Raw genomic sequence first — 26487 nt, 5'->3', positions numbered from 1 at the left:
CGGCTCAGTCGAGCCGGGTCGCGGTGCCCTCGATCTCGCTCGGGCGCAAGCCCCCCTTGCGCTCCAGATGGCGGCGCAACAGGGCGACGTTGCGGCGGTTCGCCTTGAAGGCGGCGTCGAGCAGGTCGCCAGCCAGCGGCACCGCACCGACGGCGCCGTCCAGGGCGACGTTCGCCATCATGCGCCAGACGAGCCAGCGCGGCGCGCCGAGCCGTCTCGCCTCGTAGACGATGTAGGACGCGATCGCCATGCCGGCGATGTCGCCGACGATGGGGACGAGGCCGATCACCGCGTCGAGGCCGACGCGGCGGTTGAGGCCCGGCACGACGAAGGCCGAGTCCATCAGGTGCGCCAGTTGCTCCAGGCGCAGGAGGCTGGCCTCCGGGCTCGTGTCGGTGAGGCGGCGCATCTGCGCCGTGCCGGCGGGCTCGCGGAGGGCCATGTGCGGGGTGTCGACTCGCGTGGTCATGACGCAGGATGTGGCCCCGGCCCCTGCCTTCGACAAGAACCGGCCGACGCGAGTCGATGCGATCGCTCGAAACGAGCGATCGGGCCGGATGGCGGGGCGCGAAGAGCACCCAGCGCAGCGGCCTCGGCTGAGCTGAGGTGTTGAGCAAAGCGAGAAGTCTACGGTCGAAACCGAATCAGCTTGGCGATGTGAGGAGCCGCTTCCGACCCGTAGCCGACTCGTGAGTAAAACATCGTTTAAATACTTTTAGCGACGAGCCATGCGGTTTGAATAGGTCTATTTCTTATTTATATTGACTGCATTCAGTGTCCAACATTGCCCTTCTATTGCCCCTCCGCATGCAACTTCACATTCTATGTCAAAACTGTCATTGCTTGGCGTCTCGAAATACATAACCATCCATACCCGCCTTTTGGGAGAAGTCTCTTTCGTTTCCCAAACTCCCCAGCCATTCCCTGATTTCCCCGCCTTTGCAACGACAGGATTGCTGTAGTTTTCAAGGCTTTCAAAATGGTCTTTATGTCCTCTGGAAAGCCAATCGATGTTATTTTTAATAACATTTATGGCTTGATTCTCAGAAGTGATGTTTTGTTTAGGGTCTAAGCACTTGTTTTCGTGCATCATGTAGGCCATCGCCAGGCAAGCCGCCGATCCTCCTACTGCACATAAGAAAGTCGCCTTCCACACATCGACCTCTGCCGTATGATACCGCCCCATAAGCTAAAGGGCAGTTGCCAAGCTTGAAAGTGCCACTCGAAGAACAAGACGCTCGCTCATGCTCCTGCGCTCACTAAGAGGCCGCTTTCCACCCCGAGCCGCCCTTTCCATGGTCAAGCTGATCGGGTTTTGGCTTCAGGCCGCGGACGCCGGCGCTTGAGGACGACGATCGACTTCAGGCCATCCGCGGCATCCCCGCGAGTCGTTCCAGCGCGGCATCGAGCGTCACGTCGGACTTGGCGAAGCACAGGCGCACGAGGTTGCGCACGGCGCCCTCGGCGTAGAAGGCGCTGATCGGGATCGCGGCGACGCCGTGCCGGCGCACCATCCGCTCGCAGAAGGCCCGGTCGCCCTCCGGACCGTCGCCGATGTCGATGGAGAGGAAGTAGGTGCCCGCGCTCGGCAGCACGGTGAAGCCGAGCCGCGTCAGCCCCGCGGCCAGCCGGTCGCGGGAGCGACTGAACCCGGCGCGCATCTCTTCGAAATAGGCGTCGTCCTTGGCCAGCCCGTAGGCCACCCCTTCCTGGAGGTTGGGCGGCGTCGTGAAGGTGAGGAACTGGTGCGCCCGCGACAGGCCGCGCATCAGCGGCTCGCAGGCCATCACGAAGCCGATCTTCCAGCCGGTGAGCGAGAAGATCTTGCCCGCCGAGCCGATCTTCACCGTGCGCTCGCGCATGCCCGGCAGGCGCATCAGCGGCACGTGGCGGCGCCCGTCGAAGACGAGATGCTCCCACACCTCGTCGCAGACCGCGACCGCGTCGAAGCGGCAGCAGAATTTGGCCAGCAGCGCGAGGTCGGATTCCGAAAAGACCGTCGCGCTCGGGTTGAGCGGGTTGTTGAGGACGACGACGCGGGTGCGCTCGGTGAACGCCTCCGCCAGCGCCGCCTCGTCCAGGCCGAAATGCGGGGGCTTGAGGGTGACGAAGCGCGGCACGCCGCCGGCTTGGCGCACCAGCGGCAGGTAGGCGTCGTACATCGGCTCGAACAGCACGACCTCGTCGCCCGGCCGCACCAGGGCGAGCAGGGCCCCGGCCAGCGCCTCGGTGGCGCCCGAGGTCACCATCACCTCGCGCTCGGGGTCGAGGTCGAGCCCCTGGTGGTGCCGGTAATGCGCCGCGATCGCGGTGCGCAGCGAGGGCAGGCCCATCATCGACGGGTACTGGTTGCTGACCGTATCGAGCGCTCTCGCCGCCGCCGCGCGCACGTCGTCCGGCCCCTGGCCGTCGGGAAAGCCCTGGCCGAGATTGATCGCCCCGAGCCTTCGAGCGAGCCCCGACATGGTCTCGAAGACGGTCTCGGGCAGGTCGGCGAAGACGGGATTGAAGCGGGGCGTCATCCTCGCCTCATGGCAGAACCCGAGGGCGGCTCCAAGGGCGGCTCCAAGAGCGGCTCCAAGGGCGCCCGGAGCACCGCAAGGGCGGCTCCCCGTCGGGGCGTTCACAACCTCGAAGCAACAGTTCGACACACTCGACTTGCGTCAGTGGAACGACTTGTTTCGAAGACAAGGGGCGGCCCGGTAAAATCTTGAGTGAAGCGATCGATCGGCATTTGGCCGCGTGCGTTCACGCACACGACCAAGTCGAACGGTCGCGAAAACCGCCCGCAACGGCCGATTCGCGAGCTGACGAATGTTGACGATCGTCAGCCGTGAAGTCATGTTCGGTCCACGGTCGGACCGGCCGCCGCACCTGAGGAACTTCGCCCCCTCGTTTCTCCGGTGTGGCCGGCCGGTCCGGTCGCTTGAAGAGGCCGCCGCTCGACACGGCGGCCTTTTTCATGTCCGCTCCCGTCCGACTGGCGCCGATCCCGGCGCCGCTTCGCCTTCGGGGACGGATCCATGCGCCGCGTCACCTGTCTCCTGCTCGCGCTCGGTTCCGGCCTCGCCGGCCTGTCGCTGCGGGCCTTCGTGCCGGTGACGCCGGTCGACGCCTCGTTCCGCGACGTCATCCGTCTGTATTCGCCGCAGGGGGCGGCGCCGTCCAGCAACATGCCGGAAACGTCGGCGCCCTAGAGACACCGCATTGCCCGCCGAGGGTCGGCGGCCATCCGGTATCTTTCCGGGGATGCGGCAACCCGCTGCCGCGGCGGCGGGCCGGATCATCGCTATGTTCGGCTGCCGGGACGGCCGTTCGCTCGACATCGGATCGGCTTGGCCCCGCCGCCCCATGGCTCTCCCGAGGGCCTTCGACGAGTCTTGAGGGATGAACGAGAGTTCGCCGATCCGCACGGAGACGGCCCGCCAGTACCGGGAGAGCCCGGAGCGGGACGCGCCGACGCAAGCCCCCGCCCCGGTGCGGCGGCGGCGCCGTTTCGGCCGCTGGATGCTCGTGCTCCTGGCGCTCGGCGGCGCGGGCGCCGTCGCGCACCGCAGCTACGAGGCCCGCAAGCAGCCCGCGGAGCAGGCGGCGACCGCCCCCGCCGGCCCCGGCCGCCCCGGGCGCCCGGCCGACATGAAGCAGGCGGTCGGCGTGGCGCCGATCGTCACCGGCGACATGCCGGTGGTGCTCCAGGGGCTCGGCACGGTGACGCCGCTCGCGACCGTGACGGTGCGTTCGCAGATCAGCGGCTACCTCACCCAGATCGGCTATCGCGAGGGCCAAACGGTGAAGCAGGGCGATTTCCTCGCCCAGATCGACCCGCGCCCCTACGAGGCCCTGCTCGCCCAGTACCAGGGCCAGCTCGCCCGCGATCAGGCGCTGCTGCAGAACTCGAAGCTCGACCTCCAGCGCTACCAGACGCTGAACCGGCAGGATTCGATCTCGAAGCAGAACGTCGACACCCAGGCCGCGCTGGTGAAGCAGAACGAGGGCACGGTCGCGGCCGATCAGGCGCTGGTCGATCAGCAGCGCCTCAACCTCACCTATGCCCGCCTCGTCTCGCCGGTGGAGGGGCGGGTCGGCCTGCGGCAGGTCGATCTCGGCAACTACATCACCGCCGGCTCGACCAACATCGTCGTCGTCACGCAGCTCCACCCGATCTCGGTGGTGTTCACCCTGCCCGAGGACGACGTGAACCGGGTGATGCGTCGCCTGCGCCAGGGCGCCAAGCTGACGGTGCGGGCCTACGACCGCGGCGACCAGCACGAGATCGCGACGGGGAAGCTCGACACGGTGGACAACCAGATCGACGTGACCACCGGCACGGTGAAGCTGCGCGCCCTGTTCGACAATTCCGACGACGAGCTGTTTCCCAACCAGTTCGTCAACGCCCGGCTGACGGTGGAAACGATTCGTGACGCGCCGCTGGTGCCCAACGCCGCGATCCTGCGGGGCACGCCGGGCACCTACGTCTACCTGATGGACGGCGACGAGAAGGTCACGGTCCGCCCGATCAAGACCGGCGAGACCGACGGCACCCGCACCGTCGTGACCTCCGGGCTCCAGCCCGGCGACCGGGTCGTCACCGACGGCACCGACCGCCTGCGCGAAGGCGCGCCGGTGCGGGTGGTCGGGCACGCGGCCGGGCCGGGCCCCGCACCGGCCTCGGGCGCGCCGGGCGGCACCGCGGGATCGGCGGCGCCGGGGGCACCGGCGACGCCCGCCGCGGACACCGCACCGAGCGCGACCGGCGCGAAGGACGGCGCCGGCGAGCACCGGGGCCGCAGGCGGCCGCAGTGATGGGCACGGCTTCGAAGAGCCTTCCCCCTCTCCCCGCACGCGGGGAGAGGGTCGCGACGACCTCGTCGTCGGCGCGACAAGGCGGCAGCCGAGGTGTGAGGGGGCGTATCCGGAAGAGTCTCGCCCTGAACCGCCCCCTCACCATCGGCTGCCGCCTCGCTCTGCCGACGACGAGGTCGGCAGAGCCCTCTCCCCGCGTGCGGGGAGAGGGGATGCGCGCGAAGGTTCGCGCTCTGAAAGGAAGCCTTGGCCGCCGGCCTGAAAGGCGGGTCCATCCATGAACCCCTCCCGCCTCTTCATCCTGCGCCCGGTCGCCACGACCCTGATGATGCTGGCGATCCTGATCGTCGGCGCGGTGTCGTACCTGAACCTGCCGGTCTCGGCCCTGCCCGCCGTCGATTACCCGACGATCCAGGTGCAGACGTTCTATCCCGGTGCGAGCCCCGAGGTGATGACCTCGGCGGTCACCGCGCCGCTGGAGCGGCAGTTCGGCCAGATGGCCAACCTCAACCAGATGTCCTCGCAGAGTTCGGCGGGGGCCAGCGTCATCACGCTCCAGTTCAACCTCGACATCCCCCTCGACATCGCCGAGCAGTCGGTCCAGGCGGCGATCAACGCGGCGGGCAACCTGCTGCCCTCCGACCTGCCGGCGCCGCCGATCTACGCCAAGGTCAACCCCGCCGACGCGCCGGTGCTGACGCTGGCGCTCACCTCCGCAACGATCCCGCTGACGCAAGTCCGGGATCTGGCGGAAACGCGGCTCGCCCAAAAAATCAGCCAAGTGGCGGGCGTCGGCCTCGTCAGCATGGGCGGCGGGCAGCGGCCGGCGGTGCGGGTGCGGTTCAACGCGCGGGCGCTCGCCGCCTACGGCCTCAACATCGACGACCTGCGCACGACGATCGCCAACCTCAACGTCAACACGCCCAAGGGCAACATCGACGGGCCGACCCAGTCCTACGCCATCAACGCCAACGATCAGGTCCGCGACCCGTCGGTCTACGCCAACTCGATCATCGCCTACCGCAACGGCGCCCCGGTCCACCTCACCGACGTCGCCGACGTGGTCGATGCGCCCGAAAACACCCGGCTCGGCGCCTGGGCCGACCGCACGCCCGCGGTGATCCTCAACATCCAGCGCCAGCCCGGCGCCAACGTCATCGACACGGTCGACCGCATCAAGAAGCTGCTGCCGCAGCTCCAGGCGACGATGCCGGCCGCCGTCTCGGTCGCGGTCCTGACCGACCGCACGGTGACGATCCGGGCCTCGGTCCACGACGTGCAGTTCGAGCTGATGCTCGCCATCGCGCTGGTCGTGATGGTGATCTTCCTGTTCCTGCGCAGCTTCTCCGCGACCCTGATCCCGAGCCTGTCGGTGCCGCTGTCGCTGATCGGCGCGCTCGCCGCGATGGACGCCTGGGGCTTCTCCCTCGACAACCTCTCGCTGATGGCGCTGACCATCGCCACCGGCTTCGTCGTGGACGACGCCATCGTGGTCATCGAGAACATCGCCCGCCACGTCGAGGAGGGCGACGACCCGTTCGAGGCGGCGCTGAAGGGCTCCCGCGAGATCGGCTTCACCATCATCTCGCTCACCGTCTCGCTGATCGCAGTGCTGATCCCGCTGCTGTTCATGGCCGACGTGGTGGGGCGCCTCTTCCGCGAGTTCGCCATCACGCTCTCGGCCACCATCGTGATCTCGGCGGTGGTCTCGCTGACGCTCGTCCCCATGATGTGCGCCCGCCTGCTCAAGCCCGTCGCCCACGGCGCCGACAGCCCCGTGGCGCGCCGCGAGGGCTTCCTGGCCCGCTTCGGCCGGCGGCTGAACGACGGCGTCATCGCCGCCTACGGCCGGGCGCTTCGCGTCGTGCTGGCGCATCAGGGCCTGACGCTCATCGTCACGCTCGGCACCGTGGCGCTCACCGCCTACCTGTTCGTCGTCATCCCCAAGGGCTTCTTCCCGGTGCAGGACACGGGGGTGATCCAGGGCATCTCTCAAGGAGACCAGAGCGTCTCCTACGAGGCCATGGCCGAGCGTCAGCAGGCTTTGGCCGACGTGGTGCTGAAGGACCCGGACGTGGCGAGCCTGTCCTCGTTCATCGGCGTCGACGGCCAGAACGTGACGCTCAATTCCGGCCGCTTCCTCATCAACCTGAAGCCGAAGGAGCAGCGTTCGGCCGACGCCAGCGCGATCATCCGCCGCCTCACCGCGGCGACGGCCAACGTGCCGGGCGTGCGGCTCTACATGCAACCGGTGCAGGACCTGACGATCGACACCGCGGTCTCGGCCACGCAGTATCAGGTCATCCTCGAGAGCCCGAACCTGTCGGACTTCGAGACCTGGGTGCCGCGCTACGTCGAGGCGCTGCGGCGCTCACCGCTGCTGGCCGACGTCACCAGCGACTACCAGGGCAACGGGTTGGCGGCCTACGTCACCATCGACCGGCCGACGGCCGGCCGCTACGGCATCACGCCCGCGACCATCGACAACGTGCTCTACGACGCCTTCGGCCAGCGCATCGTCTCGACGATCTTTACCCAGTCGAACCAATACCGGGTGATCCTCGAGGCCGATCCGGCCCTGCACACCTCGCTCGAATCGCTCAACACCCTCTACCTGCCGTCCTCCACCGCGCCCTCGGGGCAGGTGCCGCTCTCGGCGGTGGCGAAGGTGGAGGAGCGGCGCGCCCCGCTCCTGATCGGCCATCTCGGCCAGTTCCCGGCCACCACCGTCTCGTTCAACTTGGCACCCGGCGTGGCCCTGGGGCAGGCGGTGGAAGCCCTGGAGAAGGCGAAACAAGACATCAAGCTGCCGGCGAGCTTCAACGTGGTGCCGCAGGGCTCGGTCTTCGCCTTCGAGACCGCGCTGTCGAACGAGCTGTTCCTCGTCTGCGCCGCGATCATCACCGTCTACATCGTGCTCGGCGTGCTCTACGAGAGCTTCATCCACCCGATCACCATCCTCTCGACCCTGCCGTCGGCGGGCATCGGCGCCCTGCTCGGGCTGATGTGGTTCGGGCTGTCGCTGGACATCATCGCGATCATCGGCATCGTGCTCCTCATCGGCATCGTGAAGAAGAACGCGATCATGATGATCGACTTCGCGCTCCAGGCCGAGCGCGAGGAGGGCAAGGCGCCCCGCGAGGCGATCTACGAGGCCTGCCTGCTCCGCTTCCGCCCGATCCTGATGACGACGCTCGCCGCGCTCTTCGCGGCGGTGCCGATGATCATCGGCTCCGGCGTCGGCTCGGAGCTGCGCCAGCCGCTCGGCATCGTCATCGCGGGCGGGCTGATCGTCAGCCAGGTGCTGACGCTGTTCACGACGCCGGTGATCTATCTGGCCTTCGACCGGCTGGAGCGGCGGATTACGGGGCGGAAGGAAGGCGGCGGCCGGCTGGCGCCGGGCGAGGCGACGCCGTGATGCGCGTGGCGCACGGGCTGACGCACATCCCCTCTCCCCGCACGCGGGGAGAGGGCCGCGACGACCTCGTCGTCGTCGCGGCGAGGCGGCAGCCGAAGGTGAGGGGGCTTCGACGGAGGAGGCTCATCCGGGGCCGCCCCCTCACCGCCGCTTCGGCTGCGCCTTCGCTTCCCACAGGCACGACAAGGTGCCTGTGGGCCTCTCCCCGCGCGCGGGGAGAGGGGGGAGCCGTCGGCTCGCGCGCGGACTGGTAGCCATGAACCTCTCCGAACCCTTCATCCGCCGCCCGGTCGCGACCACCCTGCTGACCCTCGGCCTGCTGCTCGCGGGCCTGTTCGCCTATGTCCGGCTGCCCGTCGCCCCGCTGCCGCAGGTCGATTTCCCCGTCATCCTCGTCCAGGCGCAGATGGCCGGCGCCTCGCCCGAGACCATGGCCACCACCGTCGCCGCGCCCCTCGAACGGCGGCTGGGCATCATCGCCGACGTCAGCGAGATGACCTCGACGAGTTCGCAAGGCACGGTGCGGATCATCCTGCTGTTCGGCCTCAACCGCGACATCGACGGGGCCGCCCGCGACGTGCAGGCGGCGATCAACGCCGCGCGCGCCGACCTGCCGACGGCTCTGCGCACCAACCCGACCTACCGCAAGTTCAACCCCGCCGACGCGCCGATCCTGATCCTGGGGCTGACCTCGGACACGCTGACGCCCGGCCAGCTCTACGACTCGGCCGCCACGATCGTGCAGCAGCGCATGAGCCAGATCGAGGGGGTCGGCAACGTCGATATCGGCGGCTCCTCGCTCCCGGCCGTGCGGGTCGAGCTCGATCCGACCGCGCTGTTCCACTACGGCATCGGCCTGGAGGGCATCCGCGCGGGGCTCGCCTCCGCCAACGCCAACTCGCCCAAAGGCGACATCGTCGCGGGGGATCGCCGCTACCAGCTCTACGCCAACGACCAGGGCCGGCAGGCGTCGGATTACCGCGACATCGTCGTGGCCTACCGCAACGGCGCGGCGGTGCGGCTGACGGATGTCGGCGAGGTGGTCGATTCGGTCGAGGACAAGCGCAATCTCGGCCTCGTCGACGGCAAGCCGGGCGTGATCCTGTTCATCTACAAGCAGCCGGGCTCGAACGTGGTCGACACGGTCGCGCGGGTGCGCGCGGCGATCCCGCAGGTGAAGGCGGCACTCCCCGGCGACATCGACCTCGACATCTCCGGCGACCGCTCGCTGACCATCCGCGCCTCGCTCGCCACCACGGAGGAGACGCTGATCATCGCGATCCTGCTCGTGGTGTTCGTCACCTACGTGTTCCTGCGCTCGTGGCGGGCGACGCTGATCCCGGCGGTGGCCGTGCCGATCTCCATCGTCGGCACCTTCGCGGCGATGTGGATGCTCGACTACTCCCTCGACATCCTCTCGCTGATGGCGCTCATCATCGCCACCGGCTTCGTCGTGGACGACGCCATCGTCGTGCTGGAGAACATCCAGCGCCACATCGAGATGGGCAAGCCGCGGGTCGAGGCGGCGCTGATCGGGGCGCGGGAGGTCGGCTTCACCGTCGTCTCCATGAGCCTGTCGCTCATCGCCGTGTTCCTGCCGATCCTGCTGATGGGCGGCATCGTCGGGCGGCTGTTTCAGGAATTCGCGGTCACCCTGTCGATGGCGATCCTCGTCTCGCTGGTGCTGTCGCTCACCACCACGCCGATGATGTGCGCGCTGCTGCTGCGGCCGGAAGCCGAGCAGCACAAGGGGAAACGTCCGAACCTTCTCCTGCGCCTCCTCGAGGGCGGCTTCGACGCGCTGCTCAGAGGCTACGAGCGGACGCTGCGCCTCGCGCTGCATCACCGCCGCATCACCGCGCTCAGCGTGTTCGCGGCGATCGGGCTCACCGTCTACGGCTACGTCATCGTCCCGAAGGGCTTCTTCCCCGATCAGGACACCGGACAGCTCATGGGCGGCATCCAGGCCGACCAGCGTATCTCGTTCCAGGCGATGAAGCAGAAGCTCGAACAGGCGAGCGCCATCGTCCAGGCCGATCCGGCGGTGGAGAGCATCGTCGGCTTCACGGGAGGCCGGGGCACCAACTCGGCCAACGTGTTCGTGGGCCTCAAGCCGCTGGGCCAGCGCGAGCCGATCGAGAAGGTGATGGCGCGGCTGCGCCCCAAGCTCGCCCAGGTGCCCGGCGCCCGGCTCTACCTGTTTCCGCGCCAGGACCTGAAGATGGGCGGGCGCCAGAGCTTCGCCCAGTTCCAGTACACGCTGCAAGGCGACACCGCGGCCGAACTCTACGCCGCCGCGCCCCAGCTCCTGCAGGCGCTGCAGAAGCGCACCGACGTGTTCGCCGACGTGACCTCCGATCAACAGGAGGGCGGGCTGGAGAGCCGCCTCGTCATCGACAGGCCCACCGCCTTCCGCTACGGCATCACCCCGGACCAGATCGACAACACCCTCTACGACGCCTTCGGCCAGCGTCAGGTCTCGACGATCTACAACCCCCTCAACCAGTACCACGTGGTGATGGAGATCGCGCCGCGATACCTGCAGAACCCGGAGGTCTTGAAGACGATCTACGTCTCGACCACCGGGGGCAAGGCGCGGGGCTCGGCCACGACCAACGCGGTGGCCGGCACGGTCTCGGCCCCGACCTCGCAGGACGCCGCCACCGCGCAGGCCGCCACCACCTCCGGCTCGACCCCGACGGCCGCCAGCATCGCCGCCGATTCCGCCCGCAACGCCGCCGGCAACGCCATCGCGGCGAGCAAGGGCGGCGCCTCGTCGAGCGCGCCGGTGTCGAGCGCCAAGGAGACGATGGTGCCGCTCTCGGCGTTTGCCCGGTTCGAGACCGGCAGCGCGCCGGTGCAGGTCGCCCACCAGGGCCTGTTCGTGGCGACCACGATCTCGTTCAACCTCGTGCCGGGCAAGAGCCTGGGCGACGCCACCGCCGTCATCGAGAAGACGATGGCGGAGCTGCAACTGCCGCAGACGATCCACGGCGAGTTCGCCGGCACGGCCAAGAGCTTTCAGGAATCCTCGTCGCGCCAGCCGCTGCTGATCCTCGCGGCGCTGCTCGCGGTCTACGCGGTGCTCGGCATCCTCTACGAGAGCTACATCCACCCGCTGACGATCCTCTCGACCCTGCCCTCGGCCGGCATCGGCGCCATCGTCGCGCTGCTGACGACGGGGACCGAGTTCACCATCATCGCGCTGATCGCGGTCTTTCTGCTCATCGGCATCGTCAAGAAGAACGCGATCCTGATGATCGACTTCGCCCTCGACGCGGAGCGCAGCCGCGGCCTGCCGCCGGGGGAGGCGATCTTCGAGGCCTGCATCCTGCGCTTCCGCCCCATCATGATGACGACGATGGCGGCTCTGCTCGGCGCGGCGCCGCTCATCATCGCGGGCGGGGAGGGGGCGGAGCTGCGCCGCCCGCTCGGCATCGCCATCGTCGGCGGCCTGATCGTCAGCCAGATCCTGACCCTCTACACGACCCCGGTCGTCTACCTGTATCTCGACCGTCTCCGGACCCGCGCCAAGCGCCGCCGCCGGCGGGATGGGGCGGCGGCGATGCCGGCCGAGTGATGGATGTTTCGTTCGTGACGCATGCGGCCGACCATAACCCTCCCCCCTCTGCGGGGGAGGGTGCCTGCGGAGCAGGCGGGAGAGGGGGCGACGCTTCCGGAACCGTCGCTCCCCTCACCCGACCCGCTTCGCGGGCCACCCTCTCCCGCGGAGGGGAGAGGGCTTTTGCGCGCGCTCGTTTCTTGGGCGTCGCGGCGCTGGCCCTGTCCACCTCCGGCTGTCTCGTCGGCCCCGACTACACCCGCCCCTCGGTCGAGACCCCGCTCGGCTTCAAGCAGGGCGGGATGCGCGAGGACAGCCTCGCCTACGTCCAGTCCAAGAAGGGCTGGCGCGTCGCCCGCCCGAGCGACGCCTCCGAGCGCGGCGACTGGTGGCGGGTGTTCAACGACCCCACCCTCGACCGCCTCATCCGTTCGATCGACGTCGACAACCAGAATCTTCGCGCCCAGGTCGCCCTCTACGATCAGTCCCGCGCCCTCGTGGCGCAGTCCCGCGCCGCCCTGTTCCCGACGGTGATCGGCGCGCCGAGCATCACCCGCTCGCGCACGCTCGGCACGGAGCGCACCACCGTCTCGCTCCAGGGGCAGGCTGCCTGGGAGCTCGACCTGTTCGGCGGCATCCGCCGCCAGATCGAGAGCGACGTCGCCGCCGCCCAGGCCTCGGCCGCCGACCTCGCCCTGGTGCGCCTGAGCCTGCAGGCCGAACTCGCCACCTCCTACCTGCAGATGCGCTATTCCGATGCGTTGAAGCGCGTGGTTCAGGAGAACGTCGAGGGCTTCAAGAAGAGCCTCGCGATCGCCGAGAACCAGTACAACGCGGGCGTGGCCGCGCGCTCCGACGTCATCACGGCGCAGACGCAGCTCCAGACCACGCAGGCGACGCTGATCGCCGTCGATCTCCAGCGCGCCACCTTCGAGCACGCGGTGGCGATCCTGACCGGGCGCCCGCCCTCGGAGTTGAACCTGCCGTTCGCGCCGCTGCCTTTGCGCCCGCCCAGCGTTCCGGTCGGCATCCCCTCGGAGCTGTTGGAGCGGCGGCCGGACATCGCCCAGGCCGAGCGGCTGGTGCAGTCGCAGAGCGAGCAGATCGGCGTCGCGGTCTCGGCCTTCTACCCGACCGTGACGCTCTCGGCCTCGGGCGGCGTGTCGGGGCTCACCAGCAACGGCGTGTTCTCGGCGGCCAACCGCGTCTGGGCGATCTCGGCGGCGGGCGAACAGGTGTTCTTCGACGGCGGCGCGCGCGCCGCCGTGCTGCAATCGGCCCGCGCCGCCTACGAGGCGGCGGTGGCGAGCTACCGCCAGACGGTGCTGACCGCCTTCGGCGAGATCGAGAACGGCTTGGCCGGCGTGCGCATCCTCGCCCAGCAGCAGGCCAAGCAGGACGAGGCGGTGGCCTCCGCCCGCCGCGCCGTCGAGATCACCCTCAACGAGTACCGCGCCGGCACGCAGAACTTCACCACGGTGGTGACCGCCCAGGCGCTCCAGATCAACAACGAGATCACCGCGCTCCAGATCCGGCTCAACCGCTTCACCACGGCGGTGTCCCTGATCCGCGCGCTCGGCGGCGGCTGGGACGCCCGCTCCCTGCCGACCGGCGAGGAACTGAAGGGCCCGCGCCTGCCGATCGACCGCGGACAGGCGGTTCGCACCGAAGAGTAGCGGGGGAAGCGGAGCAGCGTTGCCGGAACACGCCCCCGCGGGGGCTGTTGTCGAGGCATTTCCCGACGGAGCCGCCCATGGCCGACGCAACCGACAAAAAAGAACCCGTCAGCCCCCCGGCGCCCCCCTGCACCCTGGTGATCTTCGGCGCGGCCGGCGACCTGACCAAGCGCCTGCTGATGCCCGCGCTCTACAACCTCGCGGGCGGCGGCCTGCTGGACCCGAACTTCTCGGTCCTCGGCGTCGATCACAACCGGCTCACCGACGAGGGCTGGCGCCAGGACCTCTCCGACACGATGGAATCCTTCACCCACGACCCCTCCGCCGAGTTCCACCCGGAAAAAATCGACGAAAAGGCCTGGGGCTTCGTGCGCGGGCGCCTGCACGTCATGCAGGGTGATTTTGCCGACGAGGCGACCTACCGGGCGCTGGCCGAACGGGTGCAGGGCAACGTGGTGTTCTACCTCGCGGTCGCCGCCCGCTTCTTCGGGCCGGTGGTCGAAGGCCTCGGCAAGGCCAGCCTGCTGAAACAGCAAGAAGACGCCTTCCGCCGCGTCGTGATCGAGAAACCGTTCGGCTCCGACCTCGCCTCGGCCAAGGCGCTCAACGCGAAGATTCTGGCGCAGGCCGACGAGAGCCAGTTCTACCGGATCGACCATTTTCTGGGGAAGGAGACCGTCCAGAGCATCATGGCGATCCGCTTCGCCAACGGCATGCTGGAGCCGGTCTGGCGCCGCGAATACGTCAGCCATGTCGAGATCACGGCGTCCGAGACCATCGGCGTCGAGGCCCGCGGCGGCTTCTACGAGCCGACCGGGGCCCTGCGCGACATGGTGCCCAACCACCTGTTCCAGTTGCTCGCCATGGTGGCGATGGAGCCGCCGAACTCCTTCGCGGCGGAGGCCGTGCGCGACGAGAAGGCCAAGCTCGTCGAGGCGGTGCGCCCGGTCCGGCCCGAGGACGCGGTGCGCGGCCAGTACGCGGCGGGCCGCGTCGGCGGCCACGCCGTGCCGGCCTATCGCGACGAGCCGGACGTGGCGCGGGACTCGCACACCGAGACCTACGTCGCGCTGAAGCTCGAGATCGAGAACTGGCGCTGGGCCGGCGTGCCGTTCTATCTGCGCACCGGCAAGCGCATGAGCGCGCACCACACCGAGGTCGCGGTGCATTTCCGGCCGCCGCCGTTCCGGATGTTCCGCGACACGGCCGTCACCGATCTCGCGCCCAACGTCCTGCGCCTGCGCATCAGCCCCGATCCGGGCGCCGTCACGACGCTGAACGTGAAACGGCCGGGGCCGCAGATGCACATCGCCCCGGTCGAGAACGGCTTCCGCTACGGCGACTTCTTCGCGACCGCGCCGACGGTGGGCTACGAGACCCTGATCTACGACTGCATGATGGGCGACGCGACGCTGTTCCAGCGGGCCGACAACATCGAGGCCGGCTGGGCGGCGGTGGAGCCGCTGCTGAAGGCGTGGACGGATGCGCCGGTCGTCGTCTACGAAGCCGGCAGCGCCGGGCCGAAGGAGGCGGACGAACTCCTCGCCCGCGACGGGCACCGGTGGCTGACGCTCTGACGCCGCCCGAGCGTCCTCAGCCCCGCAGAAACGCGATCAGCGCCGCGTTCACCTCCGCCGCCGCCTCGTGCTGCACCCAGTGGGTCGCCTGCGGGATCCACTGCACCCGGCCCCGATCGCAGTGGGCGAGGCTCGCCTGCGCCAGCCCCGGCTGGAGCGCCGGATCGCGCCGGCCCCAGAGGATCAGCGTCGGCGCCGCGATCCGCGGCGGATTGCTTTCGCGCGGCAGGCGGGCCAGGGCGCGATACCAGTTCAGCATCGCCGTGACCGCGCCGGGGCGGCGCCAATCCTCGGCGTAGCGGTCGAGATCGGCCTCGGAAAAGGTGCCGGGCCGGGCGGAGCGGCGCAGCATCTCGCGTAGAGCCAAACCATCGCGGGCGGTGAGCAGGCGCTCGGGGATCAGCGGCAGCTGGAACGCGCCGGCATAGGCGCTGCGCAGCACCTGCCCCGGATGGCGCCGCAGGTAGGGCCCGAACACGCCCGGATGGAAGCCGTTGAGCACGGCCAGCCGCTCGATCCGATCCGGAAAGAAACTCGCGGTCCAGAAGGCGACGAGGCCGCCCCAATCGTGGCCGACGAGGCGGAATTTCTCGAAGGTGCAGGCATCGGCGAGGGCGATCACATCCCCGGCGAGCCGGTCGAGATGGTAGGCCTCGAGGCCGCGCGGCCGGTCGCTCAGGCCGTAGCCGCGCTGGTCGGGCACGACGAGGCGCAGGCCGCTTCCCGCCAGCGGGCCGATCTGACGCCGCCAGCCGAGCCAGGATTCCGGAAAGCCGTGCAGCAGGATCGTCGGCGGCCCGTCCGCGGGGCCGGCCTCGGCGACGTGGAGTTCGAGCCGTCCGAGCCTCACGCGGCGATGGCGGATGCCCGGATCGGTCATCCGCGGGCTGCCGGGGCGCGCGGCGACGGCGCCGTCACCACGCCGTCGGCTTCGGGTTGCGCTCGTCGAACCCCATCTGGTGCCAGTAGGGATAGACCGGGTTCTCCCGGCTCGCGGCGTCGAGCCGGGCGATCTGGTCGGGGGTCAGGGTCCAGCCCACCGAGCCGAGGTTCTGGCGCAGCTGCTCCTCGTTGCGGGCGCCGATGACGATGTTGCACACCGTCGGGCGCGTCAGCAGCCAGTTCAATGCCACCTGCGAGACGGTCTTGCCGGTTTCCTCCGCCACCGCGTCCAGCGCATCGACCACGCCGTAGAGGTAATCGTCGGAGACGGTCGGTCCGCCCTCGGCCCCGCCCGCGGCGATGCGGCCGGAGGCGGCCGGCTGCCCGCGCCGGATCTTGCCGGTGAGCCGGCCCCAGCCCAGCGGGCTCCACACCATCAGGCCGACGCCCTGGTCGAGGCCGAGCGGCATCAGCTCCCACTCGTAGTGGCGGCCGATCAGCGAGTAGTAGCCCTGATAGACGACGTAGCGGGCGAGCCCGTCGCGCTCGGAGGTCGCGAGCGCCTTCATCAGCTGCCAGCCGGAGAAGTTGGAGGCGCCGATATAGCCGATCTTGCCCGACCGGGTCAGGTCGTCGAGCGCCCGCAGGGTCTCCTCGACGGGGGTCAGCGCGTCGAAGCCGTGCATGAAGTAGACGTCGATATGGTCGGTGCCGAGTCGCTTCAGGCTCGCCTCGCAGGAGCGGATCAGGTGATGGCGCGAGGAGCCGACCGCGTTCGGGTCGTCGCCGGAGCGGAAGGTCGCCTTGGTCGAGATCAGGAGCCGGTCGCGGCGGCCCTTGATCGCCTCGCCCAGGATCCGTTCGGAATCGCCGCTCGAATAGATGTCGGCGGTGTCGAGGAAGTTGACGCCCGCCTCCAGGCAGATGTCGATCAATCGGGCGGCCTGCGCCACGTCGGTGCTGCCCCAGCGCTCGAAGAAGGCGTCGGTGCCGCCGAAGGTGCCGGTGCCGAGGCTGAGGACCGGCACCCTGAGGCCCGAACGTCCGAACTGGCGGTGTTCCATGCTGTGCCGCTCCGCGTCTGGCTGCGCCACGGCCCGTTCGGGCCGGATCGCCCTGTCATACCAAGCTGCATGGATCAGGACCGATGGTCCTGCTCCATGCGTCCGGCGGACGACCGCCGCCGTGCCGTCGCGCGGGCCATCGGCGATGCGTCATGGTCATCGCCGATCGCTATCATAGAGCCGATCGGCGTTGCGGCAACGCGGGCGCGGGGCGGTGGGTTCGGCGAGGGCGCCGCCACATCCTCGCCACGGAGCCTCCGCGTCGGCGCCATCGAAAAAGTCAGTTTTCGCGAAGAGTTCGTCAACCAAGAGCCACTATCGAATGGTCAACCTGACCCCATCGGCAGCCGGAGCCGTGCCCCGATCGACCGGGCCGCCCCTCTCGCGCCGCAACAGCACCGGGACCGAATCTCGTGAGTTTCACCGTCACCGCCGGCGCCGCCCCGCGGGTCTATTCCTGGCAGCACGGCTCGATGCTGAGCGCCCTGGAGCAGGGCCTGTCGCTCGCCACCTCCGGCATGCACGAGGTGCGGATCACCGACGGGCAGGGCCGCAGCTACAGCCCCGCCGCCCTCTATCAGGTGATGTTCGGCCAGCCGGCGGCGACCCGCGAGGCGCCGCGCGCCCGCGCCGCCTGATTCCCGCCCGAACTCACGCGGCCGAGCGGTGGGCGTCCACCGCGTCGAGACCGCCATGCGCCTCGGCCAGGATCGCGTAGGAGCGCAGCCGCGCCGCGTGGTCGTGGATCGCGCTCGCGACGATGATCTCGTCGGCCTCCGTCTCTGTGGCAAGCGCTTCGAGCCCGGCCCGGATCGTGCCCGCGGTGCCGACGAGCGAGCGCGCCAGCATCCGCGAGGCCTGGCGCTTCTCCGGCGGCGACCAGTAGGTCTCGATGTCGTCGATCGGCGCCGGCAGCAGGCCGCGGGTGCCGCGCAGGAGATTGGTGAAGGCCTGCTGCGGGGTGGTGAACAGGCGGCGCGCCTCGGCCTCCGTCTCCGCCGCGACCACGTTGATGCCGACCATCGCGTGAGGCGCGGCGAGTTGCGCCGAGGGGCGGAAGCGGGCGCGGTAGGTCTCCAGGGCCGGCATCAGCGCATCGGGCGCGAAATGCGACGCGAAGGCGAAAGGAAGCCCCAGCATCCCGGCGAGTTCCGCCCCGAACAGGCTCGATCCCAGGATCCACAGCGGCACCTTGGTGCCCGCGCCCGGCACCGCCCGCACCGCCTGTCCTGCTTGCGGATCGCCGAGGAACGCCTGCACCTCCAGCACGTCCTGCGGGAAGCTCTCGGCGGCGCCGTAGTCGCGACGCAACGCCCGCAGGGTCGCCCCGTCGGTGCCGGGCGCGCGGCCGAGGCCGAGATCGATCCGGTCGGGAAACAGGGTCGCCAGCGTGCCGAACTGCTCGGCCACCGTCAGCGGCGCGTGATTGGGCAACATGATGCCGCCCGCGCCGACCCGGATGGCCTGCGTGCCCGCCGCGACGTGGCCGATCACGAGCGCGGTCGCGGCGCTGGCGATGCCGGTCATGTTGTGGTGTTCGGCGAGCCAGAAGCGCCGATAGCCGAGCGTTTCCGTGTGCTGCGCCAGCGCGCGGCTGCGGTCGAGCGCGTCGCGCACCGTTCCCCCTTCGGGAATCGGGGCGAGGTCGAGGACGGAGAGCGGCGGGAGCGGCATCGACGAATCCTTCCGAACGCTTTCACGGCGCCAAGCCGTGCAACGGATCGTTCCCCCTCCCCGGACGCGAGATCGTGAGCCGCGACAGAATCCGCAAGACAGGGGCTTGCGCGATCCCCCGAACCCGTCCTAGCCTCGGGTCATCGGCGCTTCGCGGCGCCGTCCTGCGAGTAAGGAGGTTGGCCATGAGACATCAGGGCAATACCGTCTCCCCAGCACGCACCGCCGACGCGGACCAGGACAAGCCACCCAACGAGAACCGGCAGGGATAGTGGCCGCCCTCAGGCGCCGCCGGTCGAGTTCCCCCGCCCATCCGAGGACGGGGCCGTAGCTCCCGGGGCGCGCGAGGCAGCGTGGTCCCTGCAAGAAAAAGCCCGTCGGCGCGAGCCGGCGGGCTTTTTCCATGATCAACCGTGAGTTTTCAGCGCATTCATGATGCGCGGCGCGAGCCTTGCAGAGACGGCTTCCGGTTTTCACCGCGGAGCCCGGCCCGGATGACGATCTTCCATTTCGAGCTGTGCCGGAACGGCGAGCGGATCGGCCCGACCGAGACCCGCGACTGCCCCGATTGCGGGATGGCCTTCCGCGCCGCCCGCGACATGATCCGCTCACTGCGCGACGAGGATTCCCTGCCGAACGGCGCGCGCGACCATACGCTCAGGGTCACTTACGTCGATCACAGCCTGCTGTTCGACCTGCCGTTCGACTTGAGGATTTGAGGGTCTTTCGCCTCGGCCCTCCCATCTCCACCCTCATCCTGAGGTGCCCGCGTCAGCGGGCCTCGAAGGAGCCCTCCAGTACCCGCGAAGGCTTCTGGAGGGCTCCTTCGAGGCTTCGCCTTCGGCTCCGCACCTCAGGATGAGGGTTGTGGGCTGGATTCAACGTGACGTGTCGGCTTGACGTGACGTGTCGGCTTGGCGCTTCGGCGCGAAGGCCTCGGCCTCACCCCTTCCAGTTCTTCAGCGCCGCGAACGGGCTCGCCGACGGGTCCGCGGGCGGGGGGTTGAGCACCGGCTCGACCTGCGCGACGGCGTCGGCGAGCGAATGCGCGCTGCCCTGGGGGAGCTTGCCGCCCGCCGCGTCGCGGTGGCCGCCGCCGCGGAAGGCGCGGGCGCCGTCGAGCGCCGTGCCGTTGATCGAGCGGAACGAGAGCGTGCCGGTCCGCTGCACGTTGACGACGCGGGTGGCCCGGCCGGTCTCCATCACGAGGTCCGAGACCCGCTGGAACGTGCCGGAATCGAGCCCGAACGAGAGCAGGGTGCCGTCCGAGAGCGGGTGGAACAGGGCCTCCGAGCGGGCGAGCATCCGGGCGAGCCGCATCCGCGTGGTCAGCGCCGGATCGTCGCCGGGCTCGCCCACCAGCATGGCATCGACGATGGCGGCCCGCAGCCCGCCCGCGCGCCGCTCCAGCTCGGCGGCGGTCGCGCCCTCCGCGAGGCAGCGCGCGGCGGCGAGCAGGAGATCGGACAGGAAGCGGTCGTGCCGGGGATGGCTCACCGGCACCAGCGGCGAGACGCTGTCCCAGAAGATCTCGTCGAGGGCGAGCCCGCCGGTGAAGACCGGGCTCGCCTTCTGCCACAGGTCGAGCGCCTCCACCGCCTCGATCAGGGTGGCGAGCTCCGCCGGTCCCTCCGCGCCCTCGGGGGCGTAGAGCGCGCGCCGGTCGAACGTCATCCGCGTGGCGCAATGCGCCTCGTCGATGAGCACAAACACCTCCGGGTCGCCGAGATCGGTCCGGATCAGGCCGGGGCGCTCGGGATCGGGGGCGGGCTCCAGGCCCTGGCGGCGGAGCTGGTCGAGGGAGGAGGCGTGGTGGTCGAGCACCACGAGGCGGTGGCGGGCGCCCTCGTCCCGGTTGCGGTTCATCGCGGCGAAGCGCCGGAAGAAGGCGATGGCCGGCTCCTCCAGCCCGAGATCGGTCATCAGCAGCGTCTCGGGCGCGGGCGCCTTGCGCAGGCGCTTCAGCTCGTCCTCGACCACCGGGCCGACATCGCTGTAGCGGGCGACGTGCACCACGCGCTGGACGGGTGCGAGGCTCGCCGCGACGGTGGAGGCGCCGTAGCCGTCGAGGTCGTTGTGGGTGATCTGGACGAGGGTCATGCGGCCTCCTTAAGCGCGCCCGGGCGGGATGGCCACGGCGGATCGCGAGGACCCATCGCGCAAAGCCGCCTCGGCGGCTTCGCGGCGCGACGAGCGCCGCGCGCAATGTGCCTCTGTGCCGACAGGGGCGTCCGGCGGAGCGAAAGAACAAGCCCGCGGAGGCGGGCGCCGGCGACCGAGGCAGCCAATGAAACGAGCGTGATCGCCGAAAGCGATCGTCCTGAAAGGCACGCGGCTTGCCATTCCGGCCCCGGCGGGCAAGACGCTCCCGCAACCTTAACACCGGGTTCAGGCGTTGAGGGGCTATCCGCGGCAATTCGGACACCGAACCGGCGAGGGCATGACGCATCCGACCGACCTCACCCGCCATGCCCAGAACACCGCGCCGGACGCGGCGCCGACGGGCCTGAGCCGCCGCGGCCTGATCGGCGCCGCCGCGGCCGGCGCGGCCGTGGCGCTCCTGCCCGGCGGCGCGTGGGCGCAGGAGGCCGCCCCCGCGCTGCCTGCGGCGGGCGCGCCCTTCTCGGACGCGACGGTGCCGGATCTCGCCCGCGCCTACGGCAACCGCCCCTTCGCGGCGCTCTCCACCGACGACGTGCCCGAGAGCCTGAAATCGCTGTCGCGGGAGCAGTACGAGGCGATCCGCATCCGCCCGAACGAGCTGATCTGGGGCGGCGAGCCGCACGGCTTCGCCCTGGAGCCGCTGCTGCGCGGCTTCTACTACACCGACCGGGTCGCGCTGTTCCTCGTCGAGGACGGGGTGGTGCGCCCCGTCTCCTACGATCCGGCCGGCTACGACAGCGGCGGCGCGGCCCTGCCCGAGGCCAGCAAGGCGCCGGGCTTCTCGGGCCTGCGCATCCGCGCCAGGATCGGCGAGGCGCATCAGGATTTCGCGATCCTTCAGGGCGCCTGCTTCTTCCGCCTCCTCGGGCGCGACCAGATCTTCGGCGTCAACGGCCGCGCCCTGATGCTGCGGCCGGCCGATGCGCGCGGCGAGGAATTCCCGCGCTGGCGGGCCCTGTTCGTCGAGCGCCCCAAGGCGCCGGGCGCACCGCTCGTGATCCACGCGCTGATCGATTCCGATTCGCTCGCCGCCGCCTTCCGGCTGGAGCTGACGCCCGGGGACACCTCGAACGCCGCCGTCGCCGCCACGCTGGTGACGCGCAAGCAGGTCGACCATCTGGGGCTCGGCGGCATGCAGGCGCCGTTCCTGTTCGGCCCGCACGACCGGCGCGGGGCGGATGACGCCCGCGCCGCGGTCTACGCCGCCGGAGGCCTGCAGATCCGCAACGGCAGCGGCGAGGCGATCTGGCGCCCGGTGCGCAACCCCGAGACGCTGCAGATCTCGAGCTTCGTCGACAGCGGGCCGAAAGGCTTCGGCCTGATCCAGCGCGACCGCGGGTTCGCGACGTTCCAGGACGACGCGCATGCCTGGGAGCGCAGCGCCTCGCTCTGGGTCGAGCCCGGCGAGGCGACCGGCGTCGAGGGCCTGTGGGGGGAGGGCACCGTCACCCTCATCGAGATTCCGAGCGACGCCGAGATCAACGAGAACGTCATCGCCTATTGGCGCCCGAAGGCGCCGGTGCCGGCCGGCACCGAGATCCGCCTCGGCTATCGCCAGGCCTGGGGCGGCGAGCCGGCAATCGGCCCGATCGCCCGCGTCACGCAGACCCGCAGCGGGCGCGGCGGCGCCGACCCGCGCCGGCTGTTCCTCGTCGATTTCACCGGCGACGTGCTGTTCACCCCCGAGGGGCAGGCGGTGCCCCTGGAGACCGTGCTGGTCGCCGGCCCCGGCAAGCTCGTGGAGGGCGCGACCCGCTGGTCCGTGCGCCCGGAGCGGCGCACCGTCCGGGTCGCGTTCGAGCTCGATCCCGCGGGCGCCAAGGCGTGCGAGCTGCGCCTCGCGCTCAAGACGGAAGGCCGCCAGATCACCGAGACGTGGCTGTATCGCTGGACGCCGTGAGCGTTCGGCGCCGCGCGCCCTAGTTTTTTGGACGAAGCGCCCGCTGCGCTGCCGGGCGGCGCCGAGCGGGTGTTTCGCGAGACCTGCCGAGCGCCGGTCCGACCGGAGAGACGATGTCACAGACTGCCCCAATCGCCCCGGTCGTCGCCGAAGAGTTCGCCGAGGCGTTCGCCGAAGAGTTCGCCAAGCCGCGGGCGCCCGCCCCCGCGATGCCCCCGCAGGCGCCGCTCGCCATGCCGGTGCAGGACCTGCGCACGGCGCCCAAGCCCGCCCGGCGCGGCGGGGGCGGGCCGCTGGCCGCCCGGCTGTTCGTGTTCGGCGGCGCCCTCCTGCTCACGGCCTACGGCGCGTGGCAGATGTACGAGGTGATCTCGGTCTCCGGCGGAGCGACGTGGCTGCAGTACCTGCTGCTGGTGCTGTTCGTCCTGAACTTCTCCTGGATCGCGCTGGCCTTCACCGGCGCGCTCGTCGGCTTCGCCACCCTGCTGCGCTCGGGTGCTGCCGGGCCGATGCCGACGCGGCTGACCACCCGCACGGCGGTGGTCATGCCGGTCTACAACGAGGGCAGCGCGCGGGTCTTCGCCGGGCTCCAGGCGATGCACGAATCGGTGGCCGCGACGGGCCTCGGCGCCCATTACGACTGGTTCGTGCTCTCGGATTCGACGAAAGCCGACGCCTGGGTCGCCGAGGAGCGCGCGTTCCGGCAACTCCGTGAAGAGCTGGGGCCGGATGCCCGCCTCTACTATCGCCATCGCGAAAAGAACCACCACCGCAAGGCGGGCAACATCGCCGGCTTCGTCACCGGCTGGGGGGGCGCCTACGACCACATGCTGGTGCTCGATGCCGACAGCCTGCTCACCGGCGAATGCATCGTGCGGCTCACCGCGGCGATGGAGGCCGATCCGAACGCCGGCATCGTCCAGAGCCTGCCGCTCATCGTCAACCGCAACACCCTGTTCGCCCGGCTCCAGCAATTCGCCGCGCGCATCTACGGGCCGGTCATCGCCACCGGGCTCTCGGTCTGGTCGGGCCGCGACGGCAACTACTGGGGCCACAACGCGATCATCCGCATGGCCGCCTTCGCCGAGGCCGCGGGCCTGCCGGACCTGAAGGGCCGCCCGCCCTTCGGCGGCCACATCCTCAGCCACGACTTCGTCGAGGCGGCCCTGATCCGCCGCGCCGGCTGGGGGGTCACCATGCTGCCGCGGCTGGAGGGCTCCTACGAGGAGAGCCCGCCCTCGCTGATCGATCTCGCCGTGCGCGACCGGCGCTGGGCGCAGGGCAACCTCCAGCACGCCCGCGTCATCGGCGCGGCCGGGCTCGCACCCGCTTCGCGCCAGCACTTCGCCACGGGCATCGCCGGCTACGTCGCCTCGCCGCTCTGGCTGGCCCAGCTCGTGATCGGCCTGATCATCGTGCTCCAGACCGCCTGGGTGCGCCCGGAATATTTCAGCGCGGAGTTCGGGCTCTATCCGGTCTGGCCGCGCTTCGACCCGGTGCGCGCGCTCCAGCTCTTCGCGCTGACCATGGGTATCCTGCTTGCCCCGAAGTTCCTGGGACTTTTCCTGGCGCTTCTCGACGCGCGGGTCCGGCAGGCGAGCGGCGGGGCCGGGCGCCTGACGCTCTCCTTCCTCATCGAGATCCTGCTCTCGGCGCTCATCGCCCCGATCGCGATGGTGGTGCAGTCGGGCTCGGTCTTCCAGATCCTGGCCGGGCGCGACACCGGCTGGAACCCGCAGCGGCGCGACGACGGCTCGATCCCGCTCTCGGACATCGTGCGCCGCCACCGCTGGCACACGCTCCTCGGAGTGGTGACCGGCATCGGCGCCTTCGCCATCGCGACCTCGCTGTTCCTGTGGATGTCGCCGACGATCCTCGGCCTCGTGCTGGCGATCCCGCTCTCCTGGGCGAGCGGCCAGCTGGCGTTCGGTCTCGCCCTCAAGCGCCGCGGCCTCCTCGTCACCCCCGAGGAGGAGACGCCGCCGCCGATCGCACGGCGCGCCGGCGAACTCGCCGCCCGCAACGCCGCCCGCGGCTTCGACGACGCGGACGCGCTCGCCGCGCTCCACGCCGACCCGGAGCTGGCCCGCGACCACGCCGCGATGCTGCCCGAGGGCCGCTCGCGCCCGCGCGGCCAGATCGACCCCGACCACACGCTGGCGCGTGCCAAGATCGTCGAGGCCGAGACCCTGCCCGAAGCCCAGGGCTGGCTCTCACAGAGGGAGCGCTTCGCGCTGCTGCACGACCGCGCCCTCCTCGATCAGCTCACCCGCCTGCGCCCGGCCTAGGGTCTTGCGGCGCATCGGCTTTCTCCAAAGAACCGCCCTCCGGCGGGCCGATGCGAAGGGAAGCGTTGCGCTGCTCCGACCGCCGCCCTAGACAGGGAGCGGCCGCGGACGCGGCCGGGGAAGGGTGGCCGAGTGGTTTAAGGCAGCGGTCTTGAAAACCGCCGTGGGGGCAACTCCACCGTGGGTTCGAATCCCACCCCTTCCGCCAGATTTTTATTGAGTGCCTGCTATATATTCGATTTTTTGAATTGCACCGAACGTTTCCTGTCATCTGCCCAAGCATCAGTCGCTGTGAGCCAGTCTGCTCTCAAACTGAAGCGGAAGGAGCGCTTCTTCCTCAAGCCCGCTGGACCGGTGAGCCGCTTGCGGAAGATGGATCTGTCGGCATGGCCTTTCCGGAAGGCCATTGTACCGTTCGCACATACGCTGTCGCTCGGGCGGTCAGAACGGCGAGACCATGCCACATGCACCCTCCGACGATGGCGCCCTAGGTGAGGGTTCACGCCATCTCAGGGGACCCGGCCAATGGCAAAGCTATCCTTGCTCGCGCTTACGCTTGCACTCGGTCTGAGTGGGACCATCAGCGCCATGTCCGACCAACCTGGACCGGATTGGATGCCGATAGAGCAGGTCAAAGCGAAGCTTCTGTCGTCTGGGTACTCATCAATCATCAAGATTGAAGTCGACGACGGGCACTATGATGGGGAGGGGATCAAGAACGGACAGAAAATGAAGTTCGACCTTGACCCTAAGACCGGAGAAATCCTCGGCGAGGTTCCAGAGTAGGTACGTCGAAGCGACAGGTGGCGCAACGCGCGACGAGATCAGGAACCCGGCGGCTTCGCCCTGGCAATCCGCTTGAGGTTTGCGTCGAACGCGGCCTCATCCTCGCCCGCTCCCGCCGCCTGTGCGGCTTCGATGAACCGGCGCTTCTGCGCCTCGGGCGTCAGCTTCTCGGCGCCGAGCTTGGCGGGTTTGGCCTTCGGCTTCGTCGCTGCCTCGGTCATGGGCTCGATGGGCAGATCGTAGTTCCGTTCGACGGCCTTGCAGACTTATTGAAGCACCTTCGCGCGTTCGGCTGCGCTGCGCCCATCGTCTGTAGCCCGCGTCGATTTCGGTTTCTCGGTCATGGCTACGGCCTCCGTTGTCGGGAATGTAGGCCGAAACGGCTTCCGTGCCACGCTGCCGCTTGTCCGGCGGATGGCTGAGCAGCGGAGGTAGAAACAACACATGAATTATATCAACGGCACTTTATGGAAGCTGGCCTTAGCATCAATTCTGTATATATATGGAGGATTTTCATTGAGAACAATCTCAATCATCCTCGGATAAGCACGAATAAAATATCGCAGCTTCTAAAACGTTGTTTCGTTTGTTCCGCAAAGGGCGAACAACGCCACGTTGTGCTGAAGCATGGCCGCAGCTTCGACTTCAATGCTATGAAGTTTTCTGTCGTGGGTGAATGCTATCTATCCACGCT

General features: G+C 69.5%; 19 protein-coding genes and 1 tRNA gene. 12 read left to right on the top strand and 8 right to left on the bottom strand.

Annotation, left to right across the window (positions count from 1 at the left end):
• Positions 1–4: 4 nt before the first annotated feature.
• From HNR00_RS05195 to HNR00_RS05185, 3 genes are all read right to left on the bottom strand, one after another.
• Positions 5–442 carry a DUF4112 domain-containing protein gene (locus HNR00_RS05195; RefSeq protein WP_376770357.1) on the bottom strand — a complete coding sequence of 146 codons (438 nt, stop codon included), beginning with the start codon at positions 440–442 and terminating at the stop codon, positions 5–7.
• A 303-nt stretch (positions 443–745) separates the two neighbouring features.
• Positions 746–1102 (bottom strand): hypothetical protein, encoded by a 357-nt coding sequence (locus tag HNR00_RS05190; protein ID WP_183565945.1) that lies wholly within the window; start codon positions 1100–1102, stop codon positions 746–748.
• Positions 1103–1361: 259 nt separating this feature from the next.
• Positions 1362–2522, bottom strand: coding sequence for an aminotransferase (locus HNR00_RS05185; RefSeq protein ID WP_183565942.1), 1161 nt, complete (start codon positions 2520–2522; stop codon positions 1362–1364).
• Positions 2523–3023: 501 nt separating this feature from the next.
• On the opposite strand from HNR00_RS05185, the gene HNR00_RS05180 reads away from it, so the two are divergent.
• The 6 genes from HNR00_RS05180 (at position 3024) to zwf (ending at position 15036) form a co-directional block, all read left to right on the top strand.
• On the top strand, positions 3024–3197 hold the full coding sequence (locus HNR00_RS05180) for a hypothetical protein (protein WP_183565939.1): 174 nt from the start codon (positions 3024–3026) through the stop codon (positions 3195–3197).
• 190 nt (positions 3198–3387) lie between these two features.
• Positions 3388–4803, top strand: coding sequence for an MdtA/MuxA family multidrug efflux RND transporter periplasmic adaptor subunit (locus HNR00_RS05175; protein WP_183565937.1), 1416 nt, complete (start codon positions 3388–3390; stop codon positions 4801–4803).
• A gap of 277 nt (positions 4804–5080) precedes the next feature.
• Positions 5081–8221 carry an MdtB/MuxB family multidrug efflux RND transporter permease subunit gene (locus tag HNR00_RS05170; protein WP_183565934.1) on the top strand — a complete coding sequence of 1047 codons (3141 nt, stop codon included), beginning with the start codon at positions 5081–5083 and terminating at the stop codon, positions 8219–8221.
• Between the two features lie 256 nt (positions 8222–8477).
• Positions 8478–11801 (top strand): efflux RND transporter permease subunit, encoded by a 3324-nt coding sequence (locus HNR00_RS05165; protein ID WP_183565931.1) that lies wholly within the window; start codon positions 8478–8480, stop codon positions 11799–11801.
• Positions 11802–11983: 182 nt separating this feature from the next.
• A complete protein-coding gene (locus HNR00_RS05160; protein WP_183565928.1) occupies positions 11984–13459 on the top strand; it encodes an efflux transporter outer membrane subunit in 1476 nt (491 codons plus the stop codon).
• 77 nt (positions 13460–13536) lie between these two features.
• Positions 13537–15036: a glucose-6-phosphate dehydrogenase gene (zwf, locus tag HNR00_RS05155; RefSeq protein WP_183565925.1), complete on the top strand. Its 1500-nt coding sequence runs from the start codon at positions 13537–13539 to the stop codon at positions 15034–15036.
• 16 nt (positions 15037–15052) lie between these two features.
• Here zwf and HNR00_RS05150 read toward each other — a convergent pair whose 3' ends face one another.
• Entirely contained in the window at positions 15053–15916 is an 864-nt protein-coding gene (locus tag HNR00_RS05150; protein WP_183565922.1) for an alpha/beta fold hydrolase, read from the bottom strand.
• Between the two features lie 34 nt (positions 15917–15950).
• Positions 15951–16982: an aldo/keto reductase gene (locus HNR00_RS05145; RefSeq protein ID WP_183565919.1), complete on the bottom strand. Its 1032-nt coding sequence runs from the start codon at positions 16980–16982 to the stop codon at positions 15951–15953.
• Positions 16983–17395: 413 nt separating this feature from the next.
• Here HNR00_RS05145 and HNR00_RS05140 point away from each other — a divergent pair, with 413 nt between their 5' ends.
• Entirely contained in the window at positions 17396–17620 is a 225-nt protein-coding gene (locus HNR00_RS05140) for a hypothetical protein (protein WP_183565916.1), read from the top strand.
• 13 nt (positions 17621–17633) lie between these two features.
• Here the strand turns inward: HNR00_RS05140 and HNR00_RS05135 are convergent, their stop codons facing one another.
• Positions 17634–18656, bottom strand: a complete 1023-nt coding sequence (locus tag HNR00_RS05135; protein WP_183565913.1) for an LLM class flavin-dependent oxidoreductase — start codon at positions 18654–18656, stop codon at positions 17634–17636.
• A 494-nt stretch (positions 18657–19150) separates the two neighbouring features.
• Between HNR00_RS05135 and HNR00_RS05130 the strand changes: the two genes are divergently transcribed.
• Complete coding sequence (locus tag HNR00_RS05130) at positions 19151–19375, top strand: DUF6894 family protein (protein WP_183565910.1); 225 nt, start codon at positions 19151–19153, stop codon at positions 19373–19375.
• A gap of 223 nt (positions 19376–19598) precedes the next feature.
• Here the strand turns inward: HNR00_RS05130 and HNR00_RS05125 are convergent, their stop codons facing one another.
• Positions 19599–20756 carry a dimethylmenaquinone methyltransferase gene (locus HNR00_RS05125; RefSeq protein ID WP_183565907.1) on the bottom strand — a complete coding sequence of 386 codons (1158 nt, stop codon included), beginning with the start codon at positions 20754–20756 and terminating at the stop codon, positions 19599–19601.
• Positions 20757–21096: 340 nt separating this feature from the next.
• Between HNR00_RS05125 and HNR00_RS05120 the strand changes: the two genes are divergently transcribed.
• The 4 genes from HNR00_RS05120 to HNR00_RS05105 all read left to right on the top strand — a co-directional run bounded on the left by HNR00_RS05120 (position 21097) and on the right by HNR00_RS05105 (position 25793).
• Positions 21097–22719 carry a glucan biosynthesis protein D gene (locus HNR00_RS05120; protein WP_183565904.1) on the top strand — a complete coding sequence of 541 codons (1623 nt, stop codon included), beginning with the start codon at positions 21097–21099 and terminating at the stop codon, positions 22717–22719.
• Positions 22720–22832: 113 nt separating this feature from the next.
• Positions 22833–25007: a glucans biosynthesis glucosyltransferase MdoH gene (mdoH, locus tag HNR00_RS05115; protein ID WP_183565901.1), complete on the top strand. Its 2175-nt coding sequence runs from the start codon at positions 22833–22835 to the stop codon at positions 25005–25007.
• A gap of 118 nt (positions 25008–25125) precedes the next feature.
• A tRNA-Ser gene (locus tag HNR00_RS05110) sits at positions 25126–25215 on the top strand.
• Positions 25216–25532: 317 nt separating this feature from the next.
• Positions 25533–25793 (top strand): PepSY domain-containing protein, encoded by a 261-nt coding sequence (locus HNR00_RS05105; protein ID WP_183565898.1) that lies wholly within the window; start codon positions 25533–25535, stop codon positions 25791–25793.
• A 38-nt stretch (positions 25794–25831) separates the two neighbouring features.
• Here HNR00_RS05105 and HNR00_RS05100 read toward each other — a convergent pair whose 3' ends face one another.
• Complete coding sequence (locus tag HNR00_RS05100; protein WP_183565894.1) at positions 25832–26014, bottom strand: hypothetical protein; 183 nt, start codon at positions 26012–26014, stop codon at positions 25832–25834.
• Positions 26015–26487: the final 473 nt, after the last annotated feature.

This window comes from Methylorubrum rhodinum, assembly GCF_014199935.1.
Taxonomy (GTDB): Bacteria; Pseudomonadota; Alphaproteobacteria; order Rhizobiales; family Beijerinckiaceae; genus Methylobacterium; species Methylobacterium rhodinum.
The sequence above is the reverse complement of the archived record's forward strand: the minus strand, read 5'-3'. Positions and strand labels throughout refer to the sequence as shown.

Coding starts and splice junctions, on each gene's coding strand:
- HNR00_RS05195 (WP_376770357.1), bottom strand. CDS start 442: ATGGCCCTCCGCGAGCCCGCCGGCACGGCGCAGATGCGCCGCCTCACC.
- HNR00_RS05190 (WP_183565945.1), bottom strand. CDS start 1,102: ATGGCCTACATGATGCACGAAAACAAGTGCTTAGACCCTAAACAAAAC.
- HNR00_RS05185 (WP_183565942.1), bottom strand. CDS start 2,522: ATGACGCCCCGCTTCAATCCCGTCTTCGCCGACCTGCCCGAGACCGTC.
- HNR00_RS05180 (WP_183565939.1), top strand. CDS start 3,024: ATGCGCCGCGTCACCTGTCTCCTGCTCGCGCTCGGTTCCGGCCTCGCC.
- HNR00_RS05175 (WP_183565937.1), top strand. CDS start 3,388: ATGAACGAGAGTTCGCCGATCCGCACGGAGACGGCCCGCCAGTACCGG.
- HNR00_RS05170 (WP_183565934.1), top strand. CDS start 5,081: ATGAACCCCTCCCGCCTCTTCATCCTGCGCCCGGTCGCCACGACCCTG.
- HNR00_RS05165 (WP_183565931.1), top strand. CDS start 8,478: ATGAACCTCTCCGAACCCTTCATCCGCCGCCCGGTCGCGACCACCCTG.
- zwf (WP_183565925.1), top strand. CDS start 13,537: ATGGCCGACGCAACCGACAAAAAAGAACCCGTCAGCCCCCCGGCGCCC.
- HNR00_RS05150 (WP_183565922.1), bottom strand. CDS start 15,916: ATGACCGATCCGGGCATCCGCCATCGCCGCGTGAGGCTCGGACGGCTC.
- HNR00_RS05145 (WP_183565919.1), bottom strand. CDS start 16,982: ATGGAACACCGCCAGTTCGGACGTTCGGGCCTCAGGGTGCCGGTCCTC.
- HNR00_RS05135 (WP_183565913.1), bottom strand. CDS start 18,656: ATGCCGCTCCCGCCGCTCTCCGTCCTCGACCTCGCCCCGATTCCCGAA.
- HNR00_RS05130 (WP_183565910.1), top strand. CDS start 19,151: ATGACGATCTTCCATTTCGAGCTGTGCCGGAACGGCGAGCGGATCGGC.
- HNR00_RS05125 (WP_183565907.1), bottom strand. CDS start 20,756: ATGACCCTCGTCCAGATCACCCACAACGACCTCGACGGCTACGGCGCC.
- HNR00_RS05120 (WP_183565904.1), top strand. CDS start 21,097: ATGACGCATCCGACCGACCTCACCCGCCATGCCCAGAACACCGCGCCG.
- mdoH (WP_183565901.1), top strand. CDS start 22,833: ATGTCACAGACTGCCCCAATCGCCCCGGTCGTCGCCGAAGAGTTCGCC.
- HNR00_RS05105 (WP_183565898.1), top strand. CDS start 25,533: ATGGCAAAGCTATCCTTGCTCGCGCTTACGCTTGCACTCGGTCTGAGT.
- HNR00_RS05100 (WP_183565894.1), bottom strand. CDS start 26,014: ATGACCGAGGCAGCGACGAAGCCGAAGGCCAAACCCGCCAAGCTCGGC.